Origin of the sequence: Ideonella sp. (genome assembly GCF_041287625.1) — a bacterium.
Lineage (GTDB): Bacteria > Pseudomonadota > Gammaproteobacteria > Burkholderiales > Burkholderiaceae_C > Ideonella.
Window position 1 is genome coordinate 1 of the sequence record NZ_JBGGNH010000064.1, and the last position, 12,949, is coordinate 12,949.

The following is a 12,949-nucleotide window of genomic DNA, read 5'->3' on the forward strand; positions in this document are numbered from 1 at the left end:
CACGCTGCTGGCGCTCGCCGCGCCGCCGACGCCGCCGGCCGCGCCGAGCCCGGCGCCTGCGCCGGCGTCACTGCCCGCGATACCGGCATTGCCGCCCACGCCGCCGCTGGCCTGTGCGCTGCTGTTCAGCGCCTGGCCGCCGGCCTGCGCGCCCGCCTTGGCCGTTGCCGCTGCTGCGCCGCCGTTGCCACCCTTGCCGGCATTGCCTCCGGCGACGTTGGCTGCGCCTGCGCCGCCATTGCCTCCCGCGCCACCGTTGCCTCCACCGGCCTGGGCCGTGTTGGCGGCATCGGCCGATGCATTGGCGCTGGCGTTGGCGGTGTTGCCCGCGCCGCCCGCACCGCCAGCGCCGCCGGGCACGTTGCCCGCCGCGCCGGTGCTGCCGGCGGCGGCGCTGTCGTTCACCGTGGTGGCCCAGGCCTGCTGAACTGCGGCGGAAAACAACAGCGGGACCAGCGGCGACCACACGCGCCATGCGGCCTTGCCGGCGCTGCGCGCAGCGCCGGCGTGGAAACGAATCGTCATGAAGAGGCTCCTAGAGGGGTCGGCGACTGGCGATCCCACCGGTTGCTGGCCCGTGCCGGCCGCCCCTCTTCATTCGCCATCCGGCGGCATCGTGCCACCGGCGCGCTGTGCCCGCCCCCCCACGATCTTGGGGTAGGGGCTTCAGCGCCGGTCCACCCCGCGCAGGTTCGCCGCGCCGGCCACCGGCATTGCACGCACCGCGCGGCCCCGCCCGGGCTCACCGTCTGCATCGGCGGCAGCCTCGGCCACTGCGGCCGAGCGCGGATTCAGCCGGCTCACCAGCGCGGCGCCGCCCAGCGTCGGCTGCAACGAGCCCAGGCCGGCTCTGAAGCCGACGCCACCGCCGATCCGGCCGACCAGGGTCGGTGCGCGCCGGGCGCTTGCGGTGCCGGCGGCCACCGCGGTCGCCGGGGCCCCAGCGGCCAGGCCCCCCGTCGGCTTGGCCGACAGCACGTAGCCGATGTCCGCGCCCTTGGCGGCGCTGGCCGTCAGGCTGAAGCTGATCACCAGGTTGTTCGCACCCGCCACGAAAGTGCCCAGCGACAGCGGGTGGTCGGTGAAGTAGGTCTGCGCCGAGGCCATCGTCGTGAAGCTGGTGCTGACCAGCGTGGTGGCGCCGCTGACGACGCTGAAGTTCATGCTGGTGAAGCCGCCGTTGTAGGCGGTCATGCCCAGCAGGCCCAGCGTGACGTTGCTGTTGCTGGCCAGCGAGAAGTTGTAGGTCGAGCTGGCGCTGTAGGTGCGGTTGCCGGTGGCGCTGGCCGAGTAGTTCGCACCCAGCGAACCGAGGCCGAGCACGCTGCCGCCACTCACCGCAGCAGTCACGTTGGGCCGGCCGCTGAGCGCGCTGGTCAGCGTGCCGGCGCTGGGCGAGCCATTGCTGTAGGCGAAGGCCTGCAGCCCGTTGCTGCCGCTGCTCAGGTTCGGGAAGGTGAAGCCGGTGGCAGTGTTGAAGGTGCTGCTGGCCTGGCTGTGGGCGCCGGCCTTGGCGGCCGCGGTGGCGCTGTTGCTGATGCTGCTGCTGCCGCTGGTCACGGTGCTGACCGCCGTGCCGGTGCCGGCTTCGCCGGTGACGTAGGCGTCGGCGCCGGCGTCGGCCGCCGCCACGCCGATGCTGGTCGCGGTGACGTTGGCGGTGTAGCCGGTGGCGGTGCCGGTGGCATGGGCGTAGCCGTTGGCGGCGGTGGCGGTCGCCGTGACGGTGGTGGTGGCATTGCCGCGGTTGCCGCCATTGCTGGTGCCGCCGGTGGCGGTGGCATTGAGCAAGCTGTAGGCCTGGGTGTTGCCGCTCAGCGTGGCGGTGGCCTTGCTGCCGGTGGCGCTGCTGGTCGAGTTGCCCGCGGTGGCCGCCATGTAGCCGGTCAGGTGGGCACCGGCCTTGGTGTCGCTCAGCGTGCCGGTGGCGGTGGCCGCGCCGGCAATGGCGGCAGTACCGGTGCTGGTGCCGCCGCCGGTGCCGCCGTTGGCATTGATGGTGACGTTCAGCGTGCTGGGCTTGGCGGTGTTGAACGTCAGGTTCGAGGTGGCATTGCCGCCCTTGCCGGCGGTGCCGGTGTACGAATAGCCACCGGCGCCGCCGTTGGCCGTCTGGGTCAGCGTGAGCGTGCCATTGGTGTTGCCGGCAACGCCGTTGGCCACGGTGACCGCGGCACCATTGCCGCCGTTGGCGCCGCTGTAGCCGGTGCCGCCGCTGCCGCTGGTCCCTGTCGCGCTGACCGACACCGCGCCGGTGCCGGTGGTGCCGGTGCTCTTGAGCAGCGTGGCAACGCCACCGACGCCGCCTGTCTGGCCAGCGCCATTGGCGGAGCCGCCGCTGCCGGCGCTGGCGGTGGTCTGCAGCGTGACGGTCTGGCTGCCGCTGCTGGTGGCCACGCCCTGGCTGCTGGCCGCGCCGCCGGCATTGCCATTGGCCGCGCTGGTGCCGGCACCGCCCACGCCGCCAGCGCTGGTGGTGTAGAGGGTGGTGGTGCCAGCGCCGGTGAGCGTGGCATTGGCAGTGGCTGCGCCACCGGCCCCCGCCGTGCCGGTGGCGCTGTTGCCACCGCTGCCGCCATTGGCCTGCACGCTGGACGCCAGGCTGCTGGCGCTGGTGTTGCTGAAGCTCAGCGTGCTGCTGGCCGCGCCGCCCGCGCCGCCAGCGGCGCTGTCCGAGCTGCCACCGTAGCCGGCCGCCGCAAGCTGGTTCACCGTCAGGCTGCCAGCGGTGCTGCCGCTGACGGCATCGGCCAGCGTGACATCCGCGCCCTTGCCGCCCTTGGCGCCGCCCGTGCCGCCGCCGCCGTTGCCGCCATCGGCCCGGCCGTTGACGTAGACCGCACCGGTGCCGCTGCTGCCACTGGCGCCCATGGTGGCGCTGGCGCCGGCGCCGCCGGTCTTGCCGCTGCCGTTGGCCGCACCGCCGCTGCCGCCGCTGGCCTGGGCGTTGACGGTGGCGGCGAAGCTGCCGCCGGCATGGGCGGCAGTGCTCACGCCCCCGCTGCCGCCGAGCTGGCCAGCCGCGCTGGCGCCACCGCCGCCGCCAACGCCGCCGGTGGCGTAGCTGTAGATCGTCAGCGCGCCGCTGCTGGTGATGTCGGTGGTGTTGTTGGCGGTGCCGCCGGCCTTGGTGGTGCCCGAGGTGGTGCCGCCGCCGGCGCCACCGTTGGCGGTGGTGTTGACGTTGGTCTGCGCGGCGCCCAGGCCGCTCAGCGTGAGGCTGCTGACGGCACTGCCGGCGTTGCCGGCCGCCGCGGTGTAGGCATAACCGCCGCTGCCGCCGGTGGCATTTTGGGTCAGAGAAAGCGTGCCTGCGGTGCTGCCGGAGACGGCGTCGGTCACGGTGACCGCGCTGCCGGCGCCACCGGCGGCGCCGTTGTAGCCGGTGCCACCGTTGCCGCCATAGGCCAGCGCGCTGGCGCTGGCTGCGCCGGTGCCGCTGCCCACCTGCGAGGCCACGCTCGCGCTGGCGCCGGCCCCGCCGGTCTTGCCGGCGCCAGAGGCCGAGCCGCCGCTGCCGCCATAGGCTGTGACTTGGCTGCTGGCGCTGTGGCCCGCCGTGGTGACGGCTGCGCCGGTGGCGCTGGCCGCCTTGCCGGCGGCACCGCTGGCGGTGTTGCCACCTGCGCCGCCTTCGCCGCCGTCGCCGGAGACGTTCAGCGTCAGGTTGCCGACCGAGTGCACGTCACTTGACGCGGTGGCCGTGCCACCCACCTTGGTGCTGCCGGTGCTGGAACCGCCGCCGGTGCCGCCGGTGGCGTTGACCGTGACGTTCAGCGTGCTGGCCGCAGCGTCGTTGACGGTCAGCGCGCTGGCCGCGTTGCCACCGGCGCCGGCCGCCGCCGCGTCGCTGCTGCCACCGCCGCCGCCGTAGGCAGCCTGGGTCAGCGTCAGGCTGCCGGTGGTGCCGCCGCTGGTCGCATCGGTCACGGTGCTGGCGCTGCCCGCGCCGCCATCGGCCGCCGCGGTGCCGGAACCGCCCGCGCCGCCACGCACCGAGTTGGCCACGTAAACCGTGCCGTTGGTGCTGCTGGCACTGGCCGTGCCAGTCCCCTTGTTGCCCGCGCCGCCCACCTGGCCGGCACCGCTCGCAGCGCCGCCCGCGCCGCCCTGGGCGTTCAGCGACAGCGAAGCGCCACTGCCGCCGCCCACCTGCAGCGCGCCGCTGGCCGTGGCCGTGCCGCCCACGGTGCCGCTACCGGTGCCGGCCCCGCCGCCGGTGCCACCGGTGGCATAGACGTAGGCGGTCTGGCTGCCGGTGGTGGTGCTGGCCAGCATGCTGCTGGCCGCGGCGGCATTGCCTGCAGTGCCGGTGCTGGTGCCGCCGCCATTGCCGCCTGTGGTGTTGATGGTGGTGGTGAGCTGCGAGGCGGTGGTGTTGTGGGTGGTCAGGCTGTTGGTGGCCTTGCCGGCGTTGCCGGCCAGGCCGGTGTACGAATAGCCGCCCGAGCCGGCGCTGGCCGTCTGGTTCAGGTAGACGGTGCCGCTGCTGCTGCCGTTGGTGGCGTCGGTCAGCGTGACGGCTGCGCCATTGCCGCCGCCAGCGCCGGTGTAGCCCGTGCCGCCGCTGCCGGCGTTGGCGTAGGTGGTGGACGTGACGGTGCCGGTGCCCGAGGTGCCGCTGGCGCTGGAAGTGGCCGTGCTGCCGTTGCCGCCCTTCTTGCCGCTGCCCGAAGCAGAGCCGCCGTTGCCGCCGTAGGAGGTGGCGTTGATGTTGACGGCATGCGCCACGGTGCTGGTGCCACTGGCGGTGGCCGCGCCGCTGCCGCCAGCGGCGCCGTTGGCGGTGGTGCCGCCCGCGCCACCGCCGCCGCCGCTGGCCGTGACGTTCACCGTCAATCCGCCAATGCCCTGGGCACTGCCCGTGGCGGTGGCGGCCGCGCCTGCAGAGGCGGTGCCCGTGGTCGTGCCGCCGCCTTCGCCGGCATTGGCGTTGGACTGCACCAGCAGGCTGCTGGCGGCGTTGTTGACCACGTTGAGGTTGGACTTGGCGGTGCCGGCAATGCCCGCGGTGGCATCCGCGGAGCCACCCGCCGTGCCGCCGATGGCGTACTGGTCCAGCGTCAGCGCGCCTGCCGTGCTGCCGCTGGTGGCGTTGACGAGTTGCACGTTCGCCCCGTTGCCGCCGCCTGCACCGCCGCTGCCCTGGCCGCCATTGCCGCCGTAAGCCCGGGTGTAGATGGAAGCCGTGCCGGTGCCGGAGCCGCCCCCGGCCTGCGCTGAAGCGCCGCCGCCATTGCCGCCCTTGGCGCCCACGCCTGTGGCGCTGCCACCGGTGCCGCCCGAGCCCTGGGCTGTGACGTTGCTGGAACCACCGCCGGTGACGGTGCCGCTGGCGGTCGCCGAGCCGGCACCGGCCGCGGCGCCGCTGCCCGCGCCGTCGCTGCCGCCCGCGCCGCCGTTGCCATAGGCCGCCAGGCTCAGCGTGCCCACGCCAGTGACGCTGGCCGTGCCCTGGCCGGCCGCGCCCGCGGCGGCCGTGCCGGTGCTGGTGCTGCCACCCGCGCCGCCGGTGCCGGTGACCGAGATGTTCTGGTAGCTGGCCGTGGTGTCGTTGCGGGTCAGGCTGCTGCTGCCGCTGCCCGAGGCGCCGGCCGCGCTGTAGTACGAATAGCCGCCGCTGCCGCCGGTGGCGTTCTGGGTCAGGTAAAGCGTGCCGGCGGTCGCGCCGCCCACCGCATTGCTGACGCTCTGGGCCGCGCCGTTGCCGCCATTGGCGCCGTCGTAGCCGGTGCCGCCCGAGCCCGCCGAAGCGGTGGCCGCGACCGACACCGTGCCGGTGCCGGAGACGCCTTGCGCGCTGATGGCGGTGACCGCGGCGCCGTTGCCGCCCTGGTTGCCGGCGCTGATCGCCGCACCCCCGTTGCCGCCATAGGCCAACGAGTTGGCGGTGGCGCTGCCGCCGCCAGCGGCCGTGGCGCTTGAGCTGGCGCCGGCGCCGGCGCCATTGCCGCCGGAAGAACCGGTGCCCGCACCAGCCCCGCCATTCCCCCCCGGCGAGCCGGAACTGCCACCGCTGCCGCCGTAGGCCGTGGCCGCCGCCGTGGCATTGCCGGCTGCCGGCGTGGACGTGGCCGAGGCCGCAGCGGCACCGCCGTTGCCCCCCTTGCCGCCCTTGCCGCCCTGGATGGACGCCGTGCCGGCACCACCGGCGCCGCCGGTGCCGCCGCCGCCGCCCGAAGCGGTGGCGGTGTTGCTTGCATCGCTGCTCGAAGCCGTGGCCGACGCGTTGCCGCCAACACCGCCCGCCCCGCCCGCAGCCCCGGGCGTGGCGCCATTGGCGCCGGGCGTGCCCGCCGTGCCGCTGTCATTGACCGTCACCGCATAGGCTTGCTGGATGGCCGCGCTGAGCAGCAAAGGCACCAGCGGCGCCAGCATCGCGCCCAGGCGCAAGGCGCGGGCAGAGGAAGCGGAAAGCGAAGACGCGCCGGCGGGAGCGCCGGCAGCAGTGCGGAGGCGACGAGACATGGTGATTCCTTGGGAGTGAGCGAGGACAGCGACGGGCGCCCCATGCGCGGTCGTGCCTGATTGGCCGCCGCTGCGTTCTTTTGCCCGGCCGGCATCCTCCCACCGGGACCCCCATGCGCGTCACCCCCAGGTGGGGGGGCGCGCTGCCTCAGCGGCCGTGCCGTCCCCTGTTACGGGGACGGGGTGTCCCGTTCGCCGTCCCAGCAACGTTCCAGTGCCGATCAACCTTCAGAGGGCTGGATCCGTCGCGTCGTCGCCTCAGAGGCTCAGCCCCGGCCAACAAACGGCATGCCGGTCGCCATGATGGTCATGTTGAGCACGTTGGCGCTCAGCGGCAGCGCGGCCATCTGGACCACAGCTTCGGCGACGTACTGAACGTCCATGCGCGCTTCGGGTTTGACGCTGCCGTCGGCCTGCGGCATGCCGTGGGCCATCGCGGCCGTCATGTCGGTGGCGGCGTTGCCGATGTCGATCTGGCCGACGGCGATGTCGAAGGCGCGGCCGTCCAGCGCGGCGCTCTTGGTGAGGCCGGTGATGGCGTGCTTGGTCGCCGTGTAGGCAATCGAATTCGGCCGCGGGGCATGGGCCGAGATCGAGCCGTTGTTGATGATGCGGCCGCCGCGCGGCGCCTGCGCCTTCATGATGCGGAAGGCCTCGCGGGTGCAGAGGAACACCCCCGTGAGGTTGGTGTTCACCGCCGCCTGCCAGGCCTCCAGCGGCAACGCATCCAGCGGCACGCCGGCGGTGAACACGCCGGCGTTGTTGAACAGCAGGTCCAGCCGGCCAAAGCGCTCGCGGATGTGGTCGAACAGCGCCTGCACCGACAGCGCATCGGTCACGTCCATCGGCAGCGCCAGCGCGTTTGCCGCCTGCGGGTGACCGGTGAACGCGGCCTCCAGCGACGCCTGCTGGCGGCCGCTGAAGATCACCGTCCAGCCGGCCGACAGCAGGCCCAGCGCGCAGGCCTTGCCGATGCCACTGCCGGCACCGGTGATGAGGGCGATGCGAGGGCGCGCAGCAGATGGTGAGGTGGCAGACATGACAAAGTCTCAAATCTTGGATTGAGTGTGTAAGTCTGCCATGCGCATTGCGCGAGCTTACCAGAACTTGAAATATTGTTTACATTCGGCCCGCGCGCCATCCATAAGGGTCGTAAATGTTGAGTTACCGAGCAATCTATTTGCGCACCACGCAGCCACCGCTTTACCGGCTTTGGAGTCGCTAGCAAAATGAACACCGGCAATCTCTCTATTTTTCGCAACTTCTCCTGCTTTTGCATCAAACTCGCCATCATCCCATGTCATACCGTAAAGCTTGGAGAAAAGCTCCTTAAGCAGGATGGCAACTAGAGCGGCCTGCGCAGCATGACCGGATGGGAAGGAGGGATGGCCAGGGTCCTTTATCAATCGATGGACATTCCCGCCCACAACGGACCAAGGTCTGCCTCGGTTAAAAAAAGCCTTGAACAACAATAACAATGCATCCATGTCTCGCAATGCTTCGCCCAGCATGTGCAAGGTCGCGTGCAGCCCCGCTCGCTGAAGGTCATCAACGTCGGTAACCTTGATGACGGGCGAAACGGCTCGCCATAAGCTAGCGGACTGCACCAAAATCTGCTGCCTCGAGTCGTTCCAACGATTTGCAATGGAGTTCAAAGCCTCACATTCTCTGAGCGATCCGTGGTAGCCAGGCAAAAGCGCCGCTAGCTGATCCTTGAGCTCCTTCAATATCGAAAGATCGCTTCCCAAATTCAGGTACAGAGGGGAATATGGTTCAACACTCTTGATCCAGTCCGTGCCGTATCCGGGACAGTTGTCGTCGCGCTCTGGTGGGGTCCAGTCCCCGGGGGTATCATCGGCAACCGCGACAATTCCTTTGGCTTCGTCGACGTCAGTATGGAGTTCAACTTCAAAGAGGAAGTACTCCAAAGCGCCCGACAACCATTCTTGGCCACCACCAACCCCAACCTGCTGCAACCAACTGACAGCGCGACTTCTGTCCGGCCCCGCCGCATGGTATCGATACTGAACCGAAGAACTTGGAATTCCAGGATAATCGCTATCCAACCGGAGACAAGGAATTATTTTGACCTCTTTATCCATTGCCCCAGCCAACAAACATGGAGGGCGAGTGATCCACTCCCAATGGAAATTCACCCCCGCCCTTCCAACACCTTCGAAGGTTTCGTCTTCTCCAGACGGTACTGGACATACTTTTACCCAGAAGAAAAAACTTCCGGCGCTGCTTTCTCGCGTAACCATCACGACTCTCCTGTTCTTTCGTCATCAGACGCGGCTTGCTGGCCGCCCTGTTGACGGCAAAGTAGGAGCCGCGTCGATGCTCCCCTCAGCGTTCCAACTACTTATGTCAAACCGGTGGGGCACAGGAATGACTCGAAGCGAGTCATTCACTATGTCCGCGGCGCTGTTCATCGCTCTTGCTGTCGGCCTGTTTGATCCATGTCCCGCGTCCGCCACAGAGGTCCTCAATAACGACGAACGCACGACGCCTACCATTGCAATCTTGGGCTCTGCAGCTGCAGGCAAAGAAGACCCCAGCTACCAGCGCTTTGCCAAGGCATGGCTGGCTCGCTCGTCAGGTTGTTCATCTCACCACTTGGCTTATCTTTCGGGCCCCGAAATACAAGCCCAGCTTGATGCCGACTTCTCGCGCCAATTGAGACAACTCTCGTCTGACCCGCGCAGTATTTTTGTGGCCCCCACCGCAGCCTTCGCCGAATCAGCTCTACCTCTTCTTGGCCCGGCAAGCCTGGTTTTCGCAACCTACGCCGACCCCGTCGCCCACGGCCTGCTGGAACCCAGTGGCGCCCGCCACCGCCACGTCACTGGCGTATCGCTCAACGACCAGCTGTCACTTTTGCGCCTGACGCTTCTCATGGAAGCGTTTCCTCGCATCAAAGCCATCGGCGTGGTGGCCGACGACTCCTGGGCGGGAGAGCAATTCAAGGAATTGGAAACAGCGTTCCGGAAACAGCATCCCAAGGTTCGCCTGGAACTGCTGACGGCCAACAAAGCGTCTGACCTGGATGCAGTGTTCCGCAAGGCGGCAAGCCCGTCCATCGGCGCTTTGTACTATCCGCCCAGTGCCATCGCCTACTTTGAGGAGGCGACGCTCATTGCCCGCACGGTGGCACTGCGCAAGCCGGCCATGCATTCCACGCAAGGCGAAGTACAAAGAGGTGCCCTGATGGCCTATTCACAAGACACCAGCTTTGTGTTTGACGCTTTGGCGGATCTCGTCCTGCGCATCTGCCGGGGCGAGCCTGCCGAGACCATTCCCGTGGAGCGGCCCCGCCGCTTTGTGCTCAGCATTCGCGCGCAGTACGACCTGGGTGGCGCGAAGATCGCGCCTGCAGTCGTGTCGCGCGCCGATCTTGTCGTGCCCTGAGCACCATGTCCCGCTCGACATTCACTCCTGCGGCGACGCCCTCGCAATGAGGCGCCCTCAGCTGCCATTGACCACCCTGCTGGCGCGCCGCCAGGCGCTCAGGGTGGCAGTGATCGCCATGGGCATGCTGCTGCTCTCGGGCCTCACGGAGATGTGGTTCTCCTATCGGGAAGCACGGGCTCAGGTTTCAAGGCTGCAACAGGCACAGGCCAGCGCGGTGGCGCGGGAAATCGGCCAGTACCTGCGCAACATCGAAGCAGGGCTGCGAGACACGGCCAAGCAGCCGTGGGGTGACACAGGGTTCAAGCTGGCCCGCCAACGCGAGGAACTGCTGCGTCTGATGGTGCTGTTCCCCGCCCTGGCCGAACTGCACACGCTGGACGACCAAGGCCGCGAGCTGCTGTTCATTTCCCGAACCGAGCCGAGCAGGCAAGGCCACGGCGTGCTCAATGCCAGACCGGTAACGCAACAAGCGACCACGGGCAGCGTCACCTACGGCCGCCCGTATTTCCAGAACGGCGCTGAACCTCATGTGCTGATGACCGTGCGGGAAGCCGGCACAGCCGGCCAGTCGCCACACGACAGCCTGGTGGCGGTGGTGCATCTGCGCGTGGTGGCAGACGCGCTGGCTCGCCTCAGCGGAACGGGGCGCGCCTACCTGATCGACGACCAGGACCGTTTGATCGCCCACCCGACGCAGATCGAGATGCTGCGCCAGCGCGACATGCACCAGCGACCGGAAGTGCGCGCGGCCCGGGCGGCGCTGGCCGCCGGCGCATCGGACCTTGCAGCGACGGAAAGCTCCGACCTGGATGGACAGGCCGTCATCGCGACTGCGGTGGCCTTGCCAGAGACCGGCTGGCTGCTGTTTCTCGAACAGCCGCGCGCCACTGTCATGGAGCCGGCGCTGGAAACCTTGAAGCGAACGACCTTGCTGATCCTGCTCGCCGCCCTGGCCGCAGCGCTGGCCAGTGCCTGGCAGGGCGGGCGGCTGGCGCAGCCCATTCTTGCGTTGCGCCGAGCCAGTGCCCGCATTGCCGGCGGCGACTTCAGCACCCCGGTGGAACTGCACACCGGCGATGAACTGGAACTGCTGGCGCAAGACCTCAACAGCATGGCGCATCGGCTGGGCCGCTTCTATCAAGAACTGGAAGAGCAGGTGGTGCTGCGCACCGAGGAATTGGTAGCGGCCCGCGAAGTCGCAGAGCGTGCCAGCCAGGCCAAGACCCGCTTCCTGGCCGCCGCCAGTCATGACCTGCGCCAGCCCATGCACACCATCGGGCTGCTGGTGACCCTGATGCGCAGCCGCATTGAGTCACCTGAGCTGCTTGCCCTTGCGCAGAAACTCAGCATGTCCGTCGAGGTGATGGAACGCCTGTTCAGCAGCCTGCTGGACATCTCCAAGCTGGACGCTGGCGCGGTACAACCACAACCCGAAACCTTCGCCGTACAAGACCTGCTGGACCGGATCGCCCAACGCTTCGAAGCGGCTGCTGCAGAGGCGGGCCTGCAGCTGCTCGTTCGGCCCAGTCGCGTCGTCATTCACAGCGACCCCGGTCTGCTGGAACGCTGCCTGAGCAACCTGGTGTCGAACGCACTGCGCTACACCGAGCATGGGCGTGTGCTGGTGGGCTGCCGGCTGCGTGGCCATCAGTTGGCCATCCAGGTCCACGACACCGGGATCGGCATTCCCGCCGAGCACCTGGATGCGATCTTCGAAGAGTTTGTCCGCCTGCCGTCGGCACAGATGAGCCCCAGCAAAGGCCTGGGGCTGGGCTTGCCCATCGTGCGCAGGACGGCAGAACTGCTGGGCCACGCCATGCGCGTTCGCTCAAAGCCGGGCCAAGGCTCCATGTTTGAGCTGCTGGTGCCACTGCGCCACTCATCTGCCCAAAACACCTTGCCGCCTCAGGCCGGAATCAGCGCCGCGCAGTTGCGGGGGCTGTTCGTGCTGGTGGTGGATGACGACACGGATAACCGAGAGGCCCTGGAAGCCCTGTGCACGCAGTGGGGCTGCCTGGTCGCGACCGCAGCTTCCGCAGCGCAGGCGCTGGCAGCCCTGGACGCGCACCTGCGCACGCCAGACCTGGTGCTCACGGACCTGCGGCTGGGTGCAGACACCGACGAGGACGGTCTGAGCATGTTGGCTGCGTTGCGCCGGACCGCCGAGTTCAACATTCCTGCAGTTATCGTCACTGCCGAGACCACGGCTGGCGTGCAGCAACGCGCCAGGGCGCTTGACGTGCTGGTGCTGCACAAGCCCGCCACGGCAGACCGGTTGGCCAAGGCCATCCGGTCCCTGCTGGACACCGACGTGGCGCGGTCGAAAACCCTCACCGGCTGAGCCGCAGCCCCAGCCGTCCCGCTGCGACAACTGCCTGCGTCCGCGTGGTCGCGTTCAGCGCGCGCAGCACGGCGCTGGTGTGAGCCTTCACCGTTCCGGGCGCCAGGCCCAGTTCGCGCCCGATCAGCTTGGCGGCTTTGCCTTGGAGGATCAGGTCCAGCACGTCGGTCTGCCGGGGCGTCAACCCCAGGTCGGCAGGTGTTCTCACTGGTGCGTGCGCGACCTGGACATCACTGGGCGGCGCGCTCTCAGTGGGTGGATGGTCAACCCATCTTGTCGGCGCGCGCCCACCGGCTGGACCCGTCAGGAAAACTGACGGCGGCAAATAGATGCCTTTGGCGAGCACCAGCCCCAGTGCACCAATCAAAACGGAAGAGTTTGAACTCTTGGGGATGAAGCCCATCGCGCCGGCATCCAGCGCGCTCAGCACCGTTTCCCTGTCGTCCGCAGAGGACAGGGCAACCACGGCGGCGTCTGGGCAATGCACGCGCAGCCACGCGATGCCCTCCAAACCCGACATGCCAGGCAAGCCCAGGTCCATCAGCACCAAGCGCATGTCAGGCTGCACCGCCAGCAGCGTCTGAGCTTCCTCGCAGCTGCCGGCCTCGAACACGACGAGATCTGCCTGCAGCGGCCTCAGCAGCAGCGCAAGCCCTTCTCTGAAGAGGGCATGGTCGTCGATCAGGAGCACGTTCATGGGCATGGCTCGTCCGTCATGTGACGCATGGT

The 12,949-nt window shown here is 69.0% G+C and carries 6 protein-coding genes and 1 pseudogene; 2 read left to right on the forward strand and 5 right to left on the reverse strand.

Features of this window, described 5'->3' with window-relative positions; all coding sequences use genetic code 11:
- The 4 genes and pseudogenes from ACAH41_RS23425 to ACAH41_RS23440 all read right to left on the reverse strand — a co-directional run.
- A pseudogene (locus ACAH41_RS23425) lies at nt 1-525 on the reverse strand (hypothetical protein); the annotation flags it as partial.
- A gap of 141 nt (nt 526-666) precedes the next feature.
- Nucleotides 667-6,468, reverse strand: coding sequence for a hypothetical protein (locus ACAH41_RS23430; protein WP_325655637.1), 5,802 nt, complete (start codon nt 6,466-6,468; stop codon nt 667-669).
- Between the two features lie 266 nt (nt 6,469-6,734).
- Complete coding sequence (locus ACAH41_RS23435; RefSeq protein ID WP_325655636.1) at nt 6,735-7,508, reverse strand: SDR family oxidoreductase; 774 nt, start codon at nt 7,506-7,508, stop codon at nt 6,735-6,737.
- 57 nt (nt 7,509-7,565) lie between these two features.
- A complete protein-coding gene (locus ACAH41_RS23440) occupies nt 7,566-8,729 on the reverse strand; it encodes a hypothetical protein (protein WP_325655635.1) in 1,164 nt (387 codons plus the stop codon).
- Nucleotides 8,730-8,880: 151 nt separating this feature from the next.
- On the opposite strand from ACAH41_RS23440, the gene ACAH41_RS23445 reads away from it, so the two are divergent.
- Nucleotides 8,881-9,876 carry an ABC transporter substrate binding protein gene (locus ACAH41_RS23445; RefSeq protein ID WP_325655634.1) on the forward strand — a complete coding sequence of 332 codons (996 nt, stop codon included), beginning with the start codon at nt 8,881-8,883 and terminating at the stop codon, nt 9,874-9,876.
- A 46-nt stretch (nt 9,877-9,922) separates the two neighbouring features.
- Complete coding sequence (locus ACAH41_RS23450; protein WP_370538558.1) at nt 9,923-12,220, forward strand: ATP-binding protein; 2,298 nt, start codon at nt 9,923-9,925, stop codon at nt 12,218-12,220.
- On the opposite strand, the gene ACAH41_RS23455 is transcribed toward ACAH41_RS23450, so the two are convergent.
- The gene (locus tag ACAH41_RS23455; RefSeq protein WP_325655632.1) at nt 12,210-12,917 is read right to left on the reverse strand and encodes a response regulator transcription factor; all 708 of its coding nucleotides are present in this window, start codon (nt 12,915-12,917) and stop codon (nt 12,210-12,212) included. The genes ACAH41_RS23450 and ACAH41_RS23455 overlap by 11 nt on opposite strands.
- Nucleotides 12,918-12,949: the final 32 nt, after the last annotated feature.